The sequence below is a fragment of the Streptomyces sp. NPDC027663 genome, from assembly GCF_055566415.1.
This window is the reverse complement of record NZ_JBVHSK010000015.1, coordinates 11948-31567: the sequence shown is the minus strand read 5'-3', so window position 1 is coordinate 31567 and position 19620 is coordinate 11948. Positions and strand designations below refer to the sequence as shown.

Below are 19620 nucleotides of genomic sequence, written 5' to 3'. Positions count from 1 at the left end.
CAGCCTCCCGCGTGACTGTCGGCCGGACTGGTTAGTCTCGAAGACGTGAGCAGGCTCCAGGTCGTCAGCGGCAAGGGCGGGACCGGAAAGACGACGGTCGCCGCCGCCCTCGCGCTGGCCCTCGCGACCGAGGGGAAGCGGACGCTTCTCGTCGAGGTCGAGGGCCGGCAGGGCATCGCACAGCTCTTCGAGACGGAGGCGCTCCCTTACGAGGAGCGGAAGATCGCGGTCGCGCCGGGCGGCGGTGAGGTGTACGCCCTCGCCATCGATCCCGAACTGGCCCTTTTGGACTACCTCCAGATGTTCTACAAGCTCGGTGGCGCGGGCCGGGCGCTGAGAAAGCTCGGCGCGATCGACTTCGCCACCACCATCGCGCCCGGTCTCAGGGACGTCCTGCTGACCGGCAAGGCGTGCGAGGCGGTGCGCCGCAGGGACCGGTCGGGGAAGTTCGCGTACGACTACGTCGTCATGGACGCCCCGCCGACCGGCCGCATCACCCGTTTCCTGAACGTGAACGACGAGGTGGCGGGCCTCGCGAAGATCGGCCCGATACACAATCAGGCCCAGGCGGTCATGAGGGTGCTGAAGTCGCCCGAGACGGCGGTGCATCTGGTGACGCTGCTGGAGGAGATGCCGGTCCAGGAGACCGCCGACGGCATCGCGGAACTGCACGCGGCCCGGCTGCCGGTGGGCCGGGTCATCGTGAACATGGTCCGTCCGGAGGTGTTGGACGCGGCCGACCTGGAACTCGTACGGACCGTGGGACGTTCATCGGTTGCGCAGGCGCTCTCGGCCGCCGGTCTGGGCGGGGCACGGCGGGGCGGGAACGCCGAGAAACTGGTCGACCCGCTGCTGGCCCAGGCCGCCGAGTACGCCGAGCGGTACGCGCTGGAACAGGAGCAGCGCGCAGTCCTCGGCGAGCTGGGACTGCCGTTGCACGAACTGCCGCTGCTCGCCGAGGGCATGGACCTCGCGGGCCTGTACGAACTTGCCACCGAGCTGCGGAAGCAGGGGTTGACATGAGTCCGGACCGGGCACAGGCGCGGGAGGCGCCCGAGGGGCCGGAGACGGCCGAGGCACAGGAGACGGTCCGTCGGCTGTCCCCCGCGCGCGTGCTCGACATCGACGCGCTGCTGGACGATCCGAAGACGCGGATCGTGGTGTGCTGCGGCTCGGGCGGGGTCGGCAAGACGACGACCGCGGCGGCCCTCGGCCTGCGGGCGGCTGAGCGGGGCCGCAAGGTGGTCGTGCTGACCATCGACCCGGCCAGGCGGCTGGCCCAGTCGATGGGCATCGACTCCCTCGACAACGTGCCGCGCAAGGTGAAGGGCATCGAGGACCAGGGCGCCGCATCGCGCAGCGACTCGGCCGGGGACGGTGACGGGCGACGATCGGGCGGCGAGCTGCACGCCATGATGCTCGACATGAAGCGCACCTTCGACGAGGTCGTCGAGGCACACGCGGACCGCGAGCGGGCGGCCACCATCCTGGCGAACCCCTTCTACCAGTCACTCTCGGCGGGCTTCGCGGGCACGCAGGAGTACATGGCGATGGAGAAGCTGGGCCAGCTGCGGGCCAAGGACGAGTGGGACCTGATCGTGGTCGACACCCCGCCGTCCCGCTCCGCGCTGGACTTCCTGGACGCGCCCAAGCGGCTCGGGTCCTTCCTGGACGGCCGGCTGATCCGCCTGCTCACCGCCCCCGCCAAGCTGGGCGGGCGCGCGGGCATGGCCTTCCTGAACGTCGGCATGTCGATGATGACCGGCACACTGGGCAAGCTGCTGGGCGGTCAGCTGCTGAAGGACGTACAGACCTTCGTGGCCGCCATGGACACCACGTTCGGCGGTTTCCGTACGCGCGCGGACGCCACCTACAAACTGCTCCAGGCTCCCGGCACCGCGTTCCTGGTGGTGGCCGCCCCGGAGCGGGACGCGCTGCGCGAGGCCGCCTACTTCGTGGAGCGGCTGGCCGCGGAGGACATGCCGTTGGTGGGCCTGGTGCTCAATCGGGTCCACGGCAGTGGCGCCGGCCGGCTGTCGGCCGAGCGGGCGCTCGCCGCCGCGGAAAATCTTGAGGACCCCCGCATTGTGGATCAGGGGGACGGGAAAGCTGGACTTCGTAACTCTCCCGACACGTACGGCAGTTCACAACCTCCCGCATCCGAGGACGCAGCCGCTGCGAGCGAGGAAGGCTCCCCCGCCGACGCGGAGCGCTCTGTCGACCAGCTCACCGCGGGCCTGCTGAGGCTGCACGCCGAGCGCATGCAGCTGCTCTCGCGCGAGCAGCGCACGCGGGATCGCTTCACCGCCCGCCACCCCGAGGTGGCGGTGGTCGAAGTGCCCGCACTGCCCGGCGACGTCCACGACCTCGCGGGCCTGCGCGACATCGGGGACAGACTCACGGCCGGGCGGCCGGACCACACGTAGGCACGCACACGGCACACGTGGGCACGCCGCACACGGCACACGTGGGCGCATACGGCGGGCGTCCGCACGCGGCGCGGGCGACTGGCCGGAAGTGGCGAGGCGGCCGGGCTCTGGTGGGACCAGGCCGGAGCAATGTGCCCCTGGGGTGTGCCGGAGGGCGGTGCCCTCAGCTCACCGCCGCGTAGTTCTCGTACACCTCGTCGCTGTCGAGTGGCACGATGCCGGCGCCACGCTCGTACTCCGAGCGGGCGGTTTCCAGCAGCCTGCGCCACGAGGTCACGGTGGGCCGCCGGCGCAGCAGTGCGCGGCGCTCCCGCTCCGTCATGCCTCCCCACACGCCGAATTCGACGCGGTTGTCCAGCGCGTCTGCCAGACACTCGGTGCGTACCGGGCATCCGGTGCACACCGCTTTGGCCCTGTTCTGCGCTGCTCCCTGAACGAACAGTTCATCCGGATCGGTAGTGCGGCAGGCAGCCTGCGCACTCCAGTCGGTTACCCAGCCCATACCGGCGCCGTCCTCTCCCGAATCGAGGCTCCCCCACGGCGGCAGCGGCATATTCACCGCCGCCAGTTGAGGACGTTACGGAAGGTGGGGACAGCGCAACACCCCCTTCGGGCCCAATCTTGAATGGCCCGAACGGACTATGGGTAAGCGGCAGATCACCCGCGGGAGTGAGCTGGCGACATGCGTGACCATCCCGGCAAACCGGGACAGCTGTGGTGCGTCACACCGGGCGCCAGGCGACACACGAGGCGGATTCGGACACGTCCCCCTCAGGAAACGGGCACGTCTCCCGTGATTTCCGGGCTACATCCGGAACGATTCGGGGTCGCCGGACGTATAGATACGTGACCGCACTGCTGTGACAGTTGAGAGCAGCTTAGGCCAAGGCCTGCGCGCGTGTCCGGCGAATGGGAACGTAGACGTTCTCTTTGCCACGCCATGCCATGCCATGCCGTGACGCGGACCGGCAGACCCGGCCGCTCCCGGGCGGTACGTCACGATCCGGCATTCGGAACATCCCGAGAAGCAGTCGCTCCCTCGGAACGCTCAACAGTACGGATTAGGCTGCCCCCATGCCAAAGAAGCGCTCGGGCGGTGGTCTGTCGCCCATGCAGCAGGCCGCCAAGTTCCTCGGTGTCAGTGTGCTCGCCGGTGCCGTCATGGCGGGCATCGCACTGCCCGCGGCCGGCGTGCTGGGCCTTGCGGCCAAGGGCTCGGTGAAGGGATTCGACGAGATCCCGGCCAACCTGAAGAGTCCCCAGCTGAGCCAGCGCACCACGATCCTGGACAACCAGGGCAACCAGATCGCGGCCGTCTACTCCCGCAACCGTACGGTGGTCGAGCTCAAGGACATCTCGCCGTACATGCAGAAGGCGATCGTCGCCATCGAGGACTCGCGCTTCTACAAGCACGGTGCGGTCGACCTCAAGGGCGTGCTGCGTGCCCTGAACAAGAACGCGCAGGAGGGCGGGGTCGCCCAGGGCGCCTCCACGCTCACCCAGCAGCTCGTGAAGAACTACTTCATCGAGGAGGCCGGCGACGACCCCACGAAGGTCGCCGAGGCCACCCAGCAGACCCTCGGCCGCAAGATCCGCGAACTGAAGTACGCGATCCAGATCGAGGACAAGCTCGGCAAGAAGAAGATCCTCGAGAACTACCTGAACATCACCTTCTTCGGCGAGCAGGCCTACGGCGTCGAGGCGGCCTCCCAGCGCTACTTCTCCAAGCACGCCAAGGACCTGAACCTGCAGCAGTCCGCGCTGCTGGCCGGCATCGTGCAGTCCCCGAGCCGCTACGACCCCGTCAACGACGAGGCGGAGGCCACCAAGCGGCGCAACATCGTGCTGCAGCGCATGGCGGAACTCGGCGACATCTCCCAGCGGGAGGCCGACCAGGCCAAGGAGAAGCCGCTCGGCCTGCACACCAGCCGCCCCAAGAACGGCTGCATCACCGCGGCGAAGGGCGCCGGCTTCTTCTGTGACTACGTCCGCGACATCCTCCTGACCGACCCGGTCTTCGGCAAGACCAAGGAGGAGCGGGCCAAGCTCTGGAACCAGGGCGGTCTGACGATCCGTACGACGCTCGACCCCCAGGCCCAGCGGTCCGCGCAGGCGTCGATAAAGGAGCACGTCTACAAGAGCGACGCCGTGGCCACCGCCGCGACCATCGTCGAGCCGGGCACCGGCAAGATCCTCGCCATGGGCCAGTCGCGTCCGTACGGCGTGAACACCAAGAACCACGAGACGACGATCAACCTGTCCGTGAACCAGGACATGGGCGGCGGCGCGGGCTACCAGCCCGGTTCGACGTTCAAGCCGATCGTCGCCGCGGCGGCCATCGAGGGCGGCAAGTCCCCGGGGCAGGAGTACTCGTCGCCGTACGAGATGCCCTACCCGAGCCCGGTCGCCGCCTGCAACGGCAAGACCTGGCGGAACAACCCGAACAAGCCGGAGAAGCTGAAGAACGAGAACGAGTCGGAGCACGGCCCGTACGGCATGGAGGAGGCGACCGCGAAGTCGGTCAACACCTACTACGTGCAGCTGATCAGCGACATCGGCATCTGCCCGGTCATCGACATGGCGAAGAAGATGGGCGTGGCACGCGCCGACGGCCGCAAGATCGACCAGGCTCCCTCGATCGCGCTCGGCACCCAGGAGATGTCCCCGCTGACGATGGCGAGCGCGTACGCCGCCTTCGCCTCGCGCGGGATGTACTGCACCCCGGTCGCCATCGACTCGATCAGCCGGAAGGTCGGCAGCGAGCAGAAGTCGCTGGAGGTGCCGAAGTCGACCTGCTCGCGAGCGATGTCGCAGAACACCGCCGACACGATCAGCACGCTCCTCAAGGGCGTGGTCGAGGACGGCACGGGCCAGGAGGCCGGTCTCGACAGCCGCGCGAGCGCAGGCAAGACGGGTACGACGGACGAGCGCTTCGCGGCCTGGTTCGTCGGCTACACCCCGAACATGGCGGGCGCGGTGTGGGTCGGCGACCCGCAGCACAAGCGCCGGATGGTCAACATCACCATCGGCGGCGTCGGACACGCCAAGGTGTACGGCGGCCAGGTCCCGGGCCCGATCTGGCGCGACATGATGAACGGCGCGCTGGAGGGCAAGCCCGGACCCGAGTTCAACCTGGTCGACCTCCCGGACGACACCCACGAGGGGGATGATCCGGGAAAAGGCGACCGGGGGGAGAACGGCGGGACCAACGGGGACCCGGGACAGGTGATCGGGGGGCTGATCGGCGGTCTGACGGACGGCGGCACCGGTGACGGCGGCACCCCCGGCGGCGGCACGCCGGGCGGCGTGACCGGCGGCGACATCGGCGGCACGTTCCCGACTCCGACGTTCTCCATCCCCGAGAACTTCATCCAGGGCCAGGGGAACGGCGGCAACAACGGCACCGGCAACGGTGGCGGCCGGGGCTAGCGAGTTCCCGCCGAACGGCGATACGACAGCGGGGCCGCACCTCCCACGGAGGGGGGTGCGGCCCCGTGGCCGTGCCAACCGTGCAGCCGTACCGGCAGCGGTGGGCGTGGCCCTTCGGCGCCAGCAGGCGTGGCCGTCGGCTGCAGCAAGCAGTAGCCGCTTCAGCCCTGCAGGAGCTTCTTCACCGCGGCGGCGACCCGGCCGCCCTCGGCCTGGCCGGCCACCTTCGGGTTCACGATCTTCATGACGGCGCCCATGGCACGCGGCCCCTCGGCGCCGGCCGCCCTGGCCTCCTCCACGGCCTGGGCGACGATCGCGTCCAGGTCCTCGTCGGACAGCTGCTTGGGCAGGTACCCGGCGAGCACCTCGCCCTCCGCCTTCTCCCGCTCGGCCTGCTCGGCACGACCACCCTGCGCGAAGGCGTCGGCCGCCTCACGGCGCTTCTTCGCCTCACGGGTGATCACCTTGAGGACCTCGTCGTCGGAGAGTTCCCGCTTCTCCTTGCCCGCGACCTCCTCCTTGGTGATCGCGGCGAGCGTCAGCCGCAGCGTCGAGGAGCGCAGCTCGTCGCGCTCCTTGATCGCGGCGTTGAGGTCGGCGTGCAGCTTCGACTTGAGCGAGGTGGTCATGGCCACGATTGTCGCAGGTGTACCACCGGCTGTGCCCGCTCATTTATCCGGCGGCCCTTCTCACGGCGGTCAACGGGTCTGACACGATGGACACATGCGCGCGCGATACGGAGTACCCCTGGGAATCGTGGCGGCCGGCGCCGCCGGCCTGGTGTATGCGGCGGGTTTCGAGGCCCGCTCCTTCCGCCTGCGACGGGTCACCGTCCCCGTCCTGCCCCCGGGCATGCGCCCGCTGCGCGTCCTGCAGGTCTCCGACATCCACATGGTGAGCGGGCAGCGCAAGAAGCAGCGCTGGCTGCAGTCGCTGGCCGGCCTGCGCCCGGACTTCGTGATCAACACGGGTGACAACCTGTCGGACCCGGAGGGCGTCCCCGAGGTCCTGGACGCGCTCGGCCCCCTGATGGAGTTCCCCGGTGCGTACGTCTTCGGTTCCAACGACTACTACGGCCCCAAGCTCCGCAACCCCGCCCGCTATCTGCTGGAGAAGGCGAGCGGACGCCACGGCCTGAACGGCAACCCGCCGGCGGTCGGCGCGATCCACAACCCGTGGGAGGACCTGCGGGACGGCTTCGACGCGGCGGGCTGGCTGAACCTGACGAACACGCGCGGGGCTCTGAAGATCGAGGGCGTCTCCATCGAGCTGACCGGCCTGGACGACCCCCACATCAAGCGCGACCGCTACGCCCGGGTGGCCGGGGGCCCCTCCGAGTCGTACGACCTCTCGCTCGGCGTCGTCCACGCCCCCTATCTGCGGGTGCTGGACGCGTTCACGGCGGACGCCTACCCCCTGATCCTGGCCGGCCACACCCACGGCGGCCAGCTGTGCATCCCCTTCTACGGGGCCCTGGTCACCAACTGCGACATCGACACGGACCGCGTGAAGGGCCTCTCCACGCACACCTCCGAGGGCCACACGTCCTACCTCCACGTCTCGGCCGGCTGCGGCACGAACCGCTACACCCCGGTGAGGTTCGCCTGCCCGCCGGAGGCGACGTTGCTGACGTTGGTGGGGAGGGAGTAGGGGGCAGGGGCAGCGGGGGGGGGGCAGGGGCAGCGGGGCCTGCACGCCGGTGACGGCCGGCCGTCACCCGGTCGGCCGTGACCCGGTCGGCCGTATCCCGCTTGGCCGCGACCCGGCCGCCCGTGACCTCACCCGAACCACAACCCGGTCGGCCGTGACCCACCTGGCGGGATGCGGCCGGCCGTATCCCACCTGGCCGTAATCCGGTCGGCCGCATCCCGTCCGGCCGTAACCCGCCTGGCCCAACCCACATGGCTGCCCGCCTCCCCCCTTCCTAGCGTGGGGAGCATGACGGCTCCGATACCCAGGGAGATCCCGGACCTGCCCGCGGTCCCCGGTCCGCCCTTGCTGCTGCCCGCACCGGTGCCGGCCACGGCGGTGGTGCCCCCGATGCCGCGCCCCCTGACCGCGGTGTGCCGCCTCCTGATCGCCGTGACGGCGGCCGGCGGCGTCGCCCTGGAACTGCTGCTGAGCAGCCCGGCCCTCGCCCTGAGCTACTTCAGCGTCCAGACCAACGCCCTGGTAGCCATAGTCATGCTCATGTCGGCGCGGCGCGCCTGGCGGGCCCGCCGCCCGCTCCCGTCCGCCATGACAGGCGCCACGCTCCTCTACGCCGTGATCACGGCCCTGGTCTACCACCTGCTCCTGGACCACACGACGCCCCCGTTCTCCATGACCGGAGCGACGACGGCCCCGGAACGCTGGCACGCCCAGTGGGCGGCACTCCAGGTCCTCCACGTCCTGGTCCCGGCGGCGGTCGTACTGGACTGGCTCCTCCTCACCCCCGCGGCCCGCCTACGCCTGCGGCAAGCCGCGGCCTGGCTGCTCTACCCCATGGCCTACCTGGTCTTCACCCTGGCCCGCGCGACCTTCATCCCCCGGTCCAGCCCGTCCCGCTACCTCTACCCCTTCCTGGACGTGGCCGCCCACGGCTACCGCAGCAGCCTGGCCAACGCCCTCCTCCTGGGCCTCGCGATGTACGCCCTGGCCGTCCTCCTGGTGGCCCTGGACCACACGCGCCCGGGCCCGTCCCGCCACCGCCGCTAAACCGGATTTCGCCTACAGCCACCGGTGGGCTAAAGTAAACGTCGTCGCCGCGAGAAGCAGCGACATCGGGGTGTAGCGCAGCTTGGCAGCGCGCTTCGTTCGGGACGAAGAGGTCGTGGGTTCAAATCCCGCCACCCCGACAGTGAAGTACCAGGTCAAGGCCACCTACTAGTGACTAGTAGGTGGCCTTGACCTGCTTCCATGGGGCTCTCTGGAGAAATCCTGGAGAAGATCTTGGAAATTCGTCTCCAGGCCAGTGCCTACCCGCGGGCTCTCAGCAGCGCATCCAGAGCAGCCACGGGCGAGCCGGGGCTCATCGCCCGACGCGCGTCCAACGCCTCCTCCCACATCCCGGTAAGCGCGATCATCAGCGCCTGCCGCATCCGGGGCGTGATGTGGTCATAGCGGGACTGCACAGAGCCGTCCTCGTGCCCCATGCGTTCGTCCATGAGCTTTGGCGGGGTCCCCACCTCTCTCATCAGGGTCTTGTGCGTATGGCGCAGCCCGTGCGGGGTCAGGCCCGGAGCGATCGGCACCCAGCACGCCTCAGCCCGCTTGGAGGCTCCTCGCCCACGGGCCGGAATCCCGGGCCACGGCTCAGCGACCACCGGCACAGGGTGCTCCTCCTGATTGCCGCGCCCGGGGTACCGCCCCGTGGCTGCCGGTCGAAAGAGCCAGGTGGCGAATCCGGAGCGCCGCCAGTGCGCTGCCGACTCCCCCGATCCCGCGTTACGGACGTAGCCGAGATCGGTAATGGCCTCCAGCACCTTCAGCCGAGTGGGCTCCGCCACAGCGTCCGGGCGGTTGAGGACGTTGGAGACCGTGCCTGTCGAGACGCCGGCGCGGCGAGCCACGTCGACCAGCTTCGCTCCCGGGCGACTCGCCGAGCCGTTGGCAGCGCCGTGACCACGGAAGACGTAGGCCAGGCCGTGGCACTCGCAAGGCTTCGGCTTCGTCCGGGCAATGTGGCCCGCAACGAGTGCGGCGAGGAAATCCGGAGCGTCGATGTCCCGGTAAGAGTCGTCCTTGGGCGGGCAACGGTGCAGTTCGCCGGTATCCAGCTCGTAGAGCTGCCACTCCACGCGAATGCTCTTCGGCCGGACGTACTCGGCCTCAAGGCCAACGATCTCGCCCCAGCGCATGCCCGTGTAGCCCTTGAGGATGCCGCCAACGAACTCATCGTCCCGGCCAGACAGCAGCGCCATCCGCTCAGCGAGCAGCAGAATGCCCAGTGCTGTCGTCACCGCCTTCTCCGGACCACGGTTGCGCGAGCGACCGGCGCGCTTCCCTCGTCCTCGCCGCTTGGTTGCCGGGTTGGAATCGCGCAGCCCCTCGTCAACGGCGTCGGCAAGGATCAGGTGCAGCGTCGCCCGCCATGTCTTGACGCTGGTAGCAGCGTAGGGAACGGCGCGTTCGCGCTTCTCCCAAGCGGCAATGTCGGTGCTCAGGATGTCGGCGATGGCGAAATCCTCAAATGCAGGGAGCAAGTGCTCTTCGATGTGCCGCCGGTAGTTCTGCATGGTGGACGCCGCCAAGTCCTGGGCGGCGTACCAGCGGTTCACATAGGCGCCAAAAGTGATCCGCTCAGGAGGCGCCTTCTTCGTTCCGGCCAACAGCTTCGCTTCTTCGGCGTCCGCTGCCTTTTTTGCCGCTGCCTTGGTCCGGAAGCGGATGGCGTCACCATCAGCATCGCGCACAGTGGCGTACTTGCCGGGCGCGAGCTTGTACCGGCCGCGCCAGTAGCTGCCGAGGTTCTCGGCGTAACCCAACTTGCTCTCCCTATCGGCGGGGCGCCGCCCGTCTGGAGGGCCGGGCGGCGCACGGAATCATGCTGCGGTGGACCGCGGTTGGCCGTGTCGTGCCCTGCGCGGGGTCCTTGCCTTCAGTGGGGTGACGGACACCGCTGTTGTGGCCGCCCGGCGGCGCGGCGCTTGTGAGACAGGCACGGCAGCACTGCGGCTTTCGGTGGGACGGCTCTCGAAGATGCGCGTGATCTCCGTAACGTGCTCAGCCGTGAACCGGTAGCTACCTCCGGGCTTGGTGAAGGGAATGCGTCCCTTGCGGGCCTGTTCCTTCACCCACCACTCGGAGCACCGGAGAGCTTGGGCAACATCCGCAGCGGAGTAGAGCTGAGGCAAGTCAGTGACCTTCTGACGCACTTTCATGTCTCCTCTTGGGCTCACTTCCAGGGTTCCGACTCCCCGGATCTGTCCGAGGTGCAGATTTCTGCGTCATCGCGTCACGCACGTCATTTGTCACTCTGACCTGCGGTTATGTGGTGACGCGGGCTGCTGGGGACGTGTCACAGGGCGTGGCGGGGTTCTGTCATCTGTGACGCGGGTGACGCGGAATGACGCTGGTGTCGGTCATGTGCGTCACCGATCTAGTCGCAGGCCAGGGCCCGTTTTTTGGTCCGTGGTGACGTGGGTGACGCAGCGTCTCTTCTCTTAGGACAGAGAGAGGGGTGGTGTCTGTGGTGGTTTGGTGCGGCTCAGGGCGTGAAGAAGGAGCCGCTTCGCGGCACGACTTGTGCAGCGGCGGCACGGCCGCCGGAACAACAAGAGGAGCACCGCGGCGGGCCGGGAGGTGCTCCTCTTGCTTGTTCGGTGCGGCGCCGGGTGGCGCGGCTCAGAACGCTGCTTCCTGCTCGTGCGGGAGCGTTGTCGCGGGGCAGCGGGTCATCTCGATGTAGCGGGCGGAGCTGGTGCGGCCCCAGTCGATGAGGACGCCGCGGGCGGCGAGGGTCGGCTGGAGGCGCTTGAGCCGGTCGGAGAGGACCTTGCCGGTGGTGGGCCAGCCCTTGGGCAGGGGGCGGCACTCCTCGCCGCTGTAGAGGGTGGTGAGGCAGTGCAGCCACTCCGAGGACGTCATGCGGACTTCCGCGCCTGCCTCCAGCCCCGCGGCGTGCTTCAGGACCGTCTGAGCCAACAGGTCACCCTCGATGACGTCGTCGTTGAGGTCGTCGAGGCTGGCCCGGTACGCGGCCAGCGAGCCGAAGCCGGTAGCCGCGTCGAGTTGCGCGCACAGGTGGGCGAAGTCGGCCATCCGTAGGTCGGTGGGGGTGTCCGCCTGGGCGGCCCGCACCTTGACCGTCAGGTCCAGCAGGGAGCCGAGAACGACGGGGAGGATCTCCGCGTACTCCGCCCACAGTTCTGCCTCGGTGCGTCGCACGCGGGGCCGCACGAGACGGAGCGGGAGGAGGCGTTCGGCGAGGTCGGGGCGGATGACGCCGACGTCGATGCCGGTCAGGAGCATGGGGCGCCGGTAGCGGGAGCGGACGACGTCGCCGTCGGTGAACAGCGCGCGCTTGATGCTTTCGGCGCCGGTGACGATGCAGCACATGAGGTCGGACAGGTCCGGGGGCAGATGGGAGAGGTTGTCCAGGGCGGTGACCCATCCGGCGGCGACGGCCGTGATCATGTTCTCCTCGTCCTTCGGCGCCCTGCGCAGGTCGCCACTCATGCCCTCGATGACCCGCACGAGCATCCGGCCGCCGGTGGACTTGCCCGCCCCCTGGGGGCCGGTGAGGAAGGGGGCGGGGACGGGCATGGACGGCTCCAGGCAGCCGATGAGCCAGGCGAGGGCCAGGCACTCGGTCTCGGCGCTGGCGAAGTTGCACAGGCGGAGCAGGAGGTCGATGCCCTTGCCGTCGGTGTCCCGGGCGGGCAGGGGGAGTTCGCCGGTGAGCTGGGTGCGCCGCCAGCAGACTTCCTGCGGGTCGGGGGTGAGGATGTCCCAGCCGGTGGGGTGGATGCGGACGGACTTGCCGTCGGTGCGGCCCAGGTCGAGCCAGGTCGCGCCGTCGAATCCGGGGGCGACGCGGATGTGGGTGGGCTGTACGTCCTCGGTCAGGGCGAGTGCTTCGATCAAGTCCAACGCCTCCTTGAGTGCCGTGCCGTTGAACACGCCGATCCCGTCCTTGAAGAGGCCGACCATGAGTTCTTGCCGGTGACTCCCGGTCGTGCCCTGGGAGCGGATGGGCCGGGCGACGGGGTGGCCGTTCTTCTGCGCGTAGACGGTGCCGTCGATGGTGCGGAAGTAGCGGAAGTGCGCTTGTGCGTAGTCGGTGATGATCTGGCGGGCCGGGGTCTTCTCGTCCTCGGACATGGCTACATCCCCAGTGCGGTGCGGGCGTTGGTCCACGCGTCGGTGCAGTGCCGAGGCGATTCGCCCTTGGCCTGAGCGGCGGTGAACAGCCGCGAGATGTGCGCCTCGGTGAGGCAGCCGCACCGGCCGTGCGTCGACAGCACCGCGAGGAAGGTGCGGTAGACGGTGGTGTGGATGGCGCTGCGGGCCTCGGTGATGCGCTGTTCGGCCATGGCGATCCCGCGTTCCAGGTAGGCGGGCGTGCGGTGACGGCACTCCCCGGGCTGCGCGGGCACGGCGATGGGACGCAGCGTCGGGCGGAACGTGGCGGGTTCCTTCATGGCCAGCGCGCGCACGACCCCCGGCAGCGCCATGATGGTGCCGGTGCCGGGTCCGAGCCACCGGGCGTAGGCCATCGTGGACTTGATGTCGACGCCGTCCCGTACGCCGTTGGCGGACTGCATCACGCCCCGGTAGATCCAGTGTTCTCCGCGCGTGGTGGGCACGGTCTGGGTGGCCGGTAGTGTCTCGCGAGCCCAGGCGACGGCGGCCGGGTTGTCGAGGTCCACGATGGTGAGGCCGGCGCCGCCGGGGTGGTAGGCCACCGCTGCTGCTCCGGACCAGGCCCGCGCCCACGCCGATGAGTTGATGATGTGAGGGTCGGTGGTGGCGGCGGCCCAGCCGTGGCAGGGCGCCGGGCAGGCGCAGGGGCCCGGCGTTTTCATGTTCGGCCGACCTCCGCACGCGTTTCGGGCGCATGCCGGGCAGTTGCCGAACGGCACCTTTCCCGCCCGCAGGGGCAGCACCGGCACGCCGGCCGCCGCGAGGTACAGCGCGATGCGCAGGTGGCTGGTCGGGGCGAGCACTCGCAGAATGTCGGTGGCTTGGGTCATCCTGAATGTCTCCAGTTCTTTGCGAGAGTGCTGGATGGCAAGTGCGGCCCCGCGTTCTTTGGCGAGAGGTGGGGGCCGCCCTTGGCGTTGCTAGCCGTAGAAGTAGCTGCGCTTGATCACGGCCTTGCGGATGTTGACCGTGGTCCCGGCCCCTTGAGTGATGGCGCGGCTGGGGGTACGGAGGGCGAGGACGATGACGGCGAGCCAGAACAGGACGCCGGAGCCGAAGCCGGTGGCGGCGTCGATGACTTCGGCGGCGCCGTAGCCGACGCCGGCCGCGAGGGCGCCACCGCCGATGCCGGCGGCGAGGAGGCGCTGCGCGATCGGATCGAGCAGGGGCAGCGGGGTCAGGTCGCGCGGTTCGGGCATGGGCATTGGGGGCGGGGCGAGGTGCTTGGGCATGGGGACCATGCGGCCGTAGGCATCGGGCACCCACACCACCGGCCCCCGCTCTTGGGACAGCTCGATCGCGGTGGCGGTCGGCTCGTACGGGGTGAGGGCTGCGGGGTGGTGGGTGATGAGGGCGGTGGGCTGCTCGGGGTGGGGCATGACACGTTCCTCCGGGTGAGGCGCGGGCCCGTGCACGGGCGTGCGTGGTGGGGCCCGCGCGGGTGTCAGGCGGGTGTCAGGGGTGTCACGAGGGGGGCGTCACGCGTTTCTGACACCGGGTTTGCCTAGGGGTTTGGGTGTCAGGCGGGGTGTGACGGTGTCAGGCGTCAGGCGGCCGTCAGGGCGGGGACGATGCGCCACCGGCCGGTCTGGTTCGTCGCTTCGAGACGGCCCTGCCTGTAGGCCTCCTTGAGCTGAGCGGAGACCCAGGGGCGGGAGAGGTTGTTGCGCTCGCACCAGTTCTTGAAGTCGACCGGACCGACGATCATCCGTCCCTCGCGCTCGAACTCCTCCAGCGCTTGTGCGAACAGGCGTCGGGCTTCCTCGGGGGAGGGCTTGCGGCCGGTGTCCTGTCCGAAGATCGGGGTGTCGTCGCCCTGCTCGGAGCCGGGGAGGTCGGCTTCGGGGTCGATGTCGGTGTCCTCGGGGTCCACCAGCAGACCGGGGTCGTCCATGTCGTCGTCCTCCCTGACCGCGCGGAGCTGCGCGGGCTGCTCGACGCCGGGCACGGCCCGACCGGTGTAGGCCCGTCCGGCGACGCTGGAGGCGGCGCCGGCGGTGATCGGGTCAGCGGTGGCGCCGTTGCGCTGCGCCCACTGGGCCAGCAGCTCCATGACGTTCGTGGCCCGGTGGCTGAAGCGGAAGGTGCGGGCCGGGGAGGCGTAGCGGTCTTCGGGGATGCCGGGGGAGACGACGTAGCAGTAGCCGGGCCGCCGGTTTCCCCACGCTCCCGGATGCGCCCCCGCCGCCAGGACCTCGTCCGGCAGGACGAATCCTTCGTCGCGCGGGTCGCAGCCGAGCGCGATGACGGAGGGGAGGGAAGCGCGGGTGGAGGTGGACATCTGGTCGTAGGACGGCCGCTGAAGCGAGACGACCAGGGAGACGCCCGCCGACCGGGCTTCCTGGGCGATGCCCGTGAAGGCGTCGTCGCCCATCTTGCGCAGGGTGTTGGCGGCTTCCTCGAACCAGGTGACCAGGAACGGCATCCCCGCGCAGCCGCACGCCCGCCCGTCGGAGCTGCAGGTGTGCTCTCTGCTGGTCTGCTGCTCGGCGGCCTGGGGTACCCACTGCCGGTAGCCGTGGGTACCCAGCCACCGCGTGCGGGCGGGGATGACCGCTTCGACGGCGGCCACCATGACCTCCGTTGGGGTTCCGCCCTCGGCGGCCCAGTCCAGGCCCGGCCGCAGCGGGGCGAAGTCCTGGAACGCCTTGGGGTCGGAGAACCACACGATCACGTCCCTGCGGGACAGGATTTCCGTGAGCAGGTTCAGGGCGGTCTCGCCCTTGCCCGACCCCGTGCCGCCAGCGATCAGGCCGTGGGTGGAGTTGCGGCCCGTATCCGGGTCACCGGGCAGCCACATCACGAGCGGGGAGCCGTCGTCGTAGCGGCCGATGACCAGGGGTTCGGCGATCGATCCGCCCAGGTTCGACGGTCCCTCCCACTCCACCACCTCGGCGAGCATGTCCTCAGGGACGATGACCAGCTCCCCGCGACGCGAGGAGCCGGGGTCGGGGTTGTAGCGGACGGCGGACGTGGGCAGGTCCAAGGCGGAGGCGATCCGGCCCAGGCTCTTGGCCACGTCGTCGTTGGTCTGCTCCCCGGCCTCCACCGCGAGCGGGGCGGTGACCCGGTTCGGCTCGACCTTCGCCGCCCCGAGCTGCGCGCGGGCCAGACCGACCTTCTCCAGCAGCCCCTTGTCGGAGCCTTCGCCAGCAGGGTCGGTGTTCTGCCGCAGGACCATGCGGATGTTCCACGACAGGGCGAGTGCCGGGCCGCCCATAAGGTACAGGTCCCCGACCGGATGGGCCGTGGGCCCGGCGAGGCAGGCGGCGGTCAGCCAGGCGGAGCCTGCGGCCACGGTGATGGCGGAGTGCAGGCGCCGCTGCTGGCTGGTCGATTTGCCCGCCCACCACGTCGCCCCCGTCAGGGCGACGGAGGCGAGGGTGAGGCCGACGCCGGCGGCGGCGCTGTCGGCCCACCGCCAGTTGCCAAGAGCTCCGGCCACACCGGTGCCGACCCAGCCCAGCCACGGGGGCAGGTGGGGCTTGGCTCGGTGCAGCAGGTACCTGCCGACCCCGCCCGCGTCCGAGCCGCCCTGCAGCTGGAGTTCGAGCAGCTCAGCAACCTGCCGCTGTGCGCTGCGCTCGACCATCACGAACCTCCCTTTACTGCTGGGCCCAGTTGATGACCGGCTGCTGCGGCCTGCGGGCACGGTGACGGACGCGGTTGATCTCTTCCTCGTACTCCTGCTGGAAGGTCGAGTAGCAGGCGGCGGCGTTCTTCGCGGCGTCCCGCAGGGCGTCGGCGGACTTCTGCATCTTGCGGGCCACCTTCGACGCACGGGCACGGGAGCCGAACGGCCGACCCTCCGGGTCCGGCACGGCGGCCAGGACGCCCTTGAGGATCTCGGAGGCCATGGCCACCTCGATGGACAGCGTCACCGCCGAGGCGCGCAGGCTGTTGCAGTACTCGCGGACCTGGGCCGGAGAGGTGAACTCCGGCGCCGGCAGCAGCACCTGCCCGCCGCCGCCCGTGCCGTTCGTGGCGGCGGACACGCCGGTGTTGGTCTTGTTGGCGTTGATGTTGACGGTGAAGCCGGGCGCGAACCAGGTCTTGCTGTTCATCGCGCTCTTGGCCTGGGAGCCGTTGGCTCCAGCGCCGGGCGCGGCGTGGGCGGTTGCCATCAGACGACTTCCCTTCGGGTCAGTGTGAGCGGCGGACGATGAGCCAGGCGGTCTGCGCGGTCAGCCAGAGCAGGAGCCAGATCAGCTCCAGCGGGCCGGCCAGCGGCCCGAACCCGGCGGCGAGTGCTGCCCAGGCGAGGGCGACGGTGGTCAGGACGGTCAGCCCAGCGCGCCAGGCGAGCACCGAGGCGCGGGCGGGGCGGCGGCGCTGCATGACGAGCAGCCACAGCACCGGCAGAGCGGCCAGCGGGGCGAGCAGCAGACCGGACCACCAGGCGATCGTGTGCAGGATTGCGGTCACGGCGAGGGCGAGCAGGCCCAGGCTGGTGGGGGCGAGAACGACGCGGAAGCGCCACAGCATCCGCCCCAGGAAGCCGAATGCTTCACGGGTCAGGGACGGGCTTTCGGGGATGACGACCACGAAGGGCTGTGTGGCGCGGCGACCGCGCTGGCGCGGGATACGGACGGTGTGGATGCCCGCGGCTGTCTTCACGCCGCGAGTACGGGTACGACTGGACACAGCAGTACTCCCAGGAAGGTGAAGGGATCAGGCGGCGCGCTGTTCTTCGGGGTAGGCGCAAGGCACGCAGGTGCCGAGCGCGGCGGGGATGACGTATCCGGCGTCACGCCGGCAGGCAGGGCAGGTGCGTCGGGCGCGGTTAGCCTTGGCCAGTGCCGCAGCGCGGGCCGCGGTCATCGGGCGAACCGGCCGGGCGCGGTCGACGCGATAGAGGTAGGCGACCAGCGGGCCCCGCCGTCGACGGGGGCGCTGGAGTTCGGCGGCCACGTCCTGACCACCTGGTCGCAGCCCCATTGCACGGAGCTGCCGGCGCGTGGCTAAACCTTCGGGGGCGAGCCGCCAGCGGTAGACGGGCAGCGCGCTCACGACGACGCGCTTTCAAGCACGAGTCCGGCGCCGTCGCGGTGTTCCTGGTAGCGGGCGGAGACCCAGCCAACCGACCAGCCGCACAGCTCCGCAGCCGCTCGCACCGGCAGGCCCTCACCGAATGCCGCATGCACCACGACGCGGGCCCGATCCTCAGGAAGCTTCTCACTCACCGGCCCGGCGGCCAGCAGCGCGGCGCGTTCACGGCGTTCACGCTCGGCCCGCTCCTGCCGCTGCCGGAGCGCTTCCTGCTCGCGCTCCAGCCGCTCACGCTCACGGCGCTGAGCGGCCTCCCGTTCGACGCGTTCACGCTCGCGCTGCTGCTGTTCACGCTCGCGCTCACGGCGTTCACGAGCCTCTTGCTCCGCCCGCTCCCGCGCCTCCCGCTCGGCCCGCTCCGCACGGCGGGCGGCTTCCTCGCGCTCGGTCTGTTCACGGGCGAGCCGGGCCTCGTGCTCACGCTGTTCACGCAGCAACAGGGCCTTGTGCTCGCGCTCCTCACGGGCCCGTCGGTCCGCTGCCTCACGGCGCTCGACCGCGGCCCGCTCACGCGCTTCCCGCTCCGCGCGCTGCTCGGTCTCCAGCCGCGTCACGGCGGCGGCGATAGAGCGTCGGTAGGCGAGTCCGGTCTCGGCAGTGACGATGAGCAGGAGCGGCGCGACCGCATGCACAGCCACGCCTACCAGGTCGTTTTTCAGTGCCGAGTCGGCAATATTGAGCGCCAGGGTCATGCAGCCGGTCATCCACCGCAGCGCGACGGGCCACCCTCCGCCGTGCCCGCCGAGCCGGGCGAGTACCGCGTCCAGGCGGACCACGATGACCACCGCCGCATCAACCACAAGCGGCAGAATCGGGGCGGTCCAGTCCCACCGCTCCGGCGTGTGCTGGGCCGCGAGCGGCGTGACAGTGAGGACCGAGTACAGCATCGCCCCCGCCACGATCAGCCACGTGCCGGCCGACAGCGCGCGCTCGGCTGAACGGATCTGCTCGGCGTTCACGCGACCACCCCCGTCCGTGAACGCACCCGGATCGCGGCAATCAGAACGACCGGGGAGGTGGGGTCGTCGGGAATCTCGCTGTCCTCGGACCACGCCCACTCACTGCCCGCGACCGGTTCGAACCCGAGTACGTTGAGCGCCCGTGAACGCTCCGTGAGCGTCGGTACAGGTCGCCGTCGACCAGCAAACGTGAACTCGGGCCACCGCTGCGTCGTGCCGAGCAGGACGACGTACAGCCACCAGCGGCCATCCCGCACGGACATCTGCGCGGTGAACTCCCGTGCTTTCTCCGGCTCCCTCACGCCACACCGTCCCGGTTCTCGTCCCCGATGCGGTTGACCAGCGCGCAACGCGCCGCCAGCACCCGGCGGCGGCTCCGGCGGATGCGCCGGGCGTCCAGCTCGGTCGGGGTGCGGTCAAGGGTGATGATCTGCGCGTCGAGCAGCTCGACGTCGGCCAGGATCGCGGGCATCTCCAGCTCGATCCCGTCCAGCTCCGCATCCGTCGGCTCCATGAAGTCGGCGAACGCGGTAACAGCCTCCTGAACAGTGACGATGTGCTCCATTGGGTCGAGTTCCTTTCGAGGTGGAACGGCCCGAACAGCACCCCTCGGAGTTGCCCCTCCGGGGGGTGCGCGCCGTTGAGGGAGAATGCCGCGCTTTCACGCGGCCCGACCGCTGGGTAGCGGCCGAAGTGCCCCGGACCGGACTCGAACCGGTCGGGCTGCCGTACGGGGCACGCCGGTCTTTTCCGCCTTGTTTCCGACCCCTTCGGGCAGGCGGACCACGGGTTACCGGCTGTTCCCTGTGTGAGGTTGTCAAGGACCCAGCAGCTCAGGGCCCCATGTGGAAGCGAGCTATCCGGAACCGCACGGCCTGAAGGCAGCCCAAAGAAGACCCCTTCCGGCT

At 70.0% G+C, this 19620-nt stretch carries 19 protein-coding genes and 1 tRNA gene; 6 read left to right on the top strand and 14 right to left on the bottom strand.

The window, feature by feature from the left end:
* The first annotated feature begins 45 nt into the window (after positions 1-45).
* Together bagA and bagB are read left to right on the top strand one after the other, a co-directional pair.
* Positions 46-1023, top strand: a complete 978-nt coding sequence (gene bagA, locus ACZ4SF_RS30555; protein ID WP_468390628.1) for an ATPase BagA — start codon at positions 46-48, stop codon at positions 1021-1023.
* A complete protein-coding gene (bagB, locus tag ACZ4SF_RS30550) occupies positions 1020-2426 on the top strand; it encodes an ATPase BagB (protein ID WP_468390626.1) in 1407 nt (468 codons plus the stop codon). The genes bagA and bagB overlap by 4 nt, the downstream gene beginning before the upstream one ends.
* A gap of 166 nt (positions 2427-2592) precedes the next feature.
* Here bagB and wblA read toward each other — a convergent pair whose 3' ends face one another.
* The gene (gene wblA / locus ACZ4SF_RS30545) at positions 2593-2931 is read right to left on the bottom strand and encodes a transcriptional regulator WblA (RefSeq protein WP_067116510.1); all 339 of its coding nucleotides are present in this window, start codon (positions 2929-2931) and stop codon (positions 2593-2595) included.
* Positions 2932-3503: 572 nt separating this feature from the next.
* Between wblA and ACZ4SF_RS30540 the strand changes: the two genes are divergently transcribed.
* Positions 3504-5858, top strand: coding sequence for a transglycosylase domain-containing protein (locus ACZ4SF_RS30540; protein WP_468390623.1), 2355 nt, complete (start codon positions 3504-3506; stop codon positions 5856-5858).
* 161 nt (positions 5859-6019) lie between these two features.
* Here the strand turns inward: ACZ4SF_RS30540 and ACZ4SF_RS30535 are convergent, their stop codons facing one another.
* Positions 6020-6487 carry a GatB/YqeY domain-containing protein gene (locus ACZ4SF_RS30535; protein WP_468390620.1) on the bottom strand — a complete coding sequence of 156 codons (468 nt, stop codon included), beginning with the start codon at positions 6485-6487 and terminating at the stop codon, positions 6020-6022.
* Between the two features lie 94 nt (positions 6488-6581).
* On the opposite strand from ACZ4SF_RS30535, the gene ACZ4SF_RS30530 reads away from it, so the two are divergent.
* The 3 genes from ACZ4SF_RS30530 to ACZ4SF_RS30520 all read left to right on the top strand — a co-directional run bounded on the left by ACZ4SF_RS30530 (position 6582) and on the right by ACZ4SF_RS30520 (position 8695).
* Entirely contained in the window at positions 6582-7508 is a 927-nt protein-coding gene (locus ACZ4SF_RS30530) for a metallophosphoesterase (protein WP_468390617.1), read from the top strand.
* Between the two features lie 288 nt (positions 7509-7796).
* Positions 7797-8555, top strand: coding sequence for a Pr6Pr family membrane protein (locus ACZ4SF_RS30525; protein WP_468390614.1), 759 nt, complete (start codon positions 7797-7799; stop codon positions 8553-8555).
* Positions 8556-8621: 66 nt separating this feature from the next.
* Positions 8622-8695: transfer RNA gene (locus ACZ4SF_RS30520), tRNA-Pro, on the top strand.
* 120 nt (positions 8696-8815) lie between these two features.
* Here the strand turns inward: ACZ4SF_RS30520 and ACZ4SF_RS30515 are convergent.
* The 12 genes from ACZ4SF_RS30515 to ACZ4SF_RS30460 form a co-directional block, all read right to left on the bottom strand.
* Positions 8816-10324 (bottom strand): tyrosine-type recombinase/integrase, encoded by a 1509-nt coding sequence (locus tag ACZ4SF_RS30515; protein ID WP_468390611.1) that lies wholly within the window; start codon positions 10322-10324, stop codon positions 8816-8818.
* Between the two features lie 57 nt (positions 10325-10381).
* The gene (locus tag ACZ4SF_RS30510) at positions 10382-10720 is read right to left on the bottom strand and encodes a helix-turn-helix domain-containing protein (protein ID WP_468390608.1); all 339 of its coding nucleotides are present in this window, start codon (positions 10718-10720) and stop codon (positions 10382-10384) included.
* 463 nt (positions 10721-11183) lie between these two features.
* The gene (locus tag ACZ4SF_RS30505) at positions 11184-12662 is read right to left on the bottom strand and encodes an ATP-binding protein (RefSeq protein WP_468390607.1); all 1479 of its coding nucleotides are present in this window, start codon (positions 12660-12662) and stop codon (positions 11184-11186) included.
* Positions 12663-12664: 2 nt separating this feature from the next.
* Positions 12665-13534: a bifunctional DNA primase/polymerase gene (locus ACZ4SF_RS30500; protein WP_468390604.1), complete on the bottom strand. Its 870-nt coding sequence runs from the start codon at positions 13532-13534 to the stop codon at positions 12665-12667.
* 90 nt (positions 13535-13624) lie between these two features.
* Positions 13625-14083 (bottom strand): hypothetical protein, encoded by a 459-nt coding sequence (locus ACZ4SF_RS30495; RefSeq protein WP_468390601.1) that lies wholly within the window; start codon positions 14081-14083, stop codon positions 13625-13627.
* A 167-nt stretch (positions 14084-14250) separates the two neighbouring features.
* Complete coding sequence (traB, locus tag ACZ4SF_RS30490; RefSeq protein ID WP_468390598.1) at positions 14251-16296, bottom strand: plasmid transfer protein TraB; 2046 nt, start codon at positions 16294-16296, stop codon at positions 14251-14253.
* Positions 16297-16309: 13 nt separating this feature from the next.
* A complete protein-coding gene (traA, locus tag ACZ4SF_RS30485) occupies positions 16310-16828 on the bottom strand; it encodes a plasmid transfer protein TraA (protein ID WP_468390595.1) in 519 nt (172 codons plus the stop codon).
* A gap of 19 nt (positions 16829-16847) precedes the next feature.
* Positions 16848-17348 (bottom strand): hypothetical protein, encoded by a 501-nt coding sequence (locus ACZ4SF_RS30480; protein ID WP_468390592.1) that lies wholly within the window; start codon positions 17346-17348, stop codon positions 16848-16850.
* 27 nt (positions 17349-17375) lie between these two features.
* The gene (locus ACZ4SF_RS30475) at positions 17376-17714 is read right to left on the bottom strand and encodes an RRQRL motif-containing zinc-binding protein (RefSeq protein WP_468390589.1); all 339 of its coding nucleotides are present in this window, start codon (positions 17712-17714) and stop codon (positions 17376-17378) included.
* The gene (locus ACZ4SF_RS30470) at positions 17711-18712 is read right to left on the bottom strand and encodes a DUF2637 domain-containing protein (RefSeq protein ID WP_468390586.1); all 1002 of its coding nucleotides are present in this window, start codon (positions 18710-18712) and stop codon (positions 17711-17713) included. Before ACZ4SF_RS30470 ends, ACZ4SF_RS30475 begins: the two co-directional genes overlap by 4 nt.
* The gene (locus tag ACZ4SF_RS30465) at positions 18709-19014 is read right to left on the bottom strand and encodes a DUF6303 family protein (protein ID WP_468390583.1); all 306 of its coding nucleotides are present in this window, start codon (positions 19012-19014) and stop codon (positions 18709-18711) included. Before ACZ4SF_RS30465 ends, ACZ4SF_RS30470 begins: the two co-directional genes overlap by 4 nt.
* Positions 19011-19277 (bottom strand): DUF6284 family protein, encoded by a 267-nt coding sequence (locus ACZ4SF_RS30460; protein WP_468390580.1) that lies wholly within the window; start codon positions 19275-19277, stop codon positions 19011-19013. The genes ACZ4SF_RS30465 and ACZ4SF_RS30460 overlap by 4 nt, the downstream gene beginning before the upstream one ends.
* Between the last annotated feature and the right edge of the window lie 343 nt (positions 19278-19620).

Coding starts and splice junctions, on each gene's coding strand:
- bagB (WP_468390626.1), top strand. CDS start 1,020: ATGAGTCCGGACCGGGCACAGGCGCGGGAGGCGCCCGAGGGGCCGGAG.
- wblA (WP_067116510.1), bottom strand. CDS start 2,931: ATGGGCTGGGTAACCGACTGGAGTGCGCAGGCTGCCTGCCGCACTACC.
- ACZ4SF_RS30540 (WP_468390623.1), top strand. CDS start 3,504: ATGCCAAAGAAGCGCTCGGGCGGTGGTCTGTCGCCCATGCAGCAGGCC.
- ACZ4SF_RS30535 (WP_468390620.1), bottom strand. CDS start 6,487: ATGACCACCTCGCTCAAGTCGAAGCTGCACGCCGACCTCAACGCCGCG.
- ACZ4SF_RS30530 (WP_468390617.1), top strand. CDS start 6,582: ATGCGCGCGCGATACGGAGTACCCCTGGGAATCGTGGCGGCCGGCGCC.
- ACZ4SF_RS30525 (WP_468390614.1), top strand. CDS start 7,797: ATGACGGCTCCGATACCCAGGGAGATCCCGGACCTGCCCGCGGTCCCC.
- ACZ4SF_RS30510 (WP_468390608.1), bottom strand. CDS start 10,720: ATGAAAGTGCGTCAGAAGGTCACTGACTTGCCTCAGCTCTACTCCGCT.
- ACZ4SF_RS30505 (WP_468390607.1), bottom strand. CDS start 12,662: ATGTCCGAGGACGAGAAGACCCCGGCCCGCCAGATCATCACCGACTAC.
- ACZ4SF_RS30500 (WP_468390604.1), bottom strand. CDS start 13,534: ATGACCCAAGCCACCGACATTCTGCGAGTGCTCGCCCCGACCAGCCAC.
- ACZ4SF_RS30495 (WP_468390601.1), bottom strand. CDS start 14,083: ATGCCCCACCCCGAGCAGCCCACCGCCCTCATCACCCACCACCCCGCA.
- traB (WP_468390598.1), bottom strand. CDS start 16,296: ATGGTCGAGCGCAGCGCACAGCGGCAGGTTGCTGAGCTGCTCGAACTC.
- traA (WP_468390595.1), bottom strand. CDS start 16,828: ATGGCAACCGCCCACGCCGCGCCCGGCGCTGGAGCCAACGGCTCCCAG.
- ACZ4SF_RS30460 (WP_468390580.1), bottom strand. CDS start 19,277: ATGGAGCACATCGTCACTGTTCAGGAGGCTGTTACCGCGTTCGCCGAC.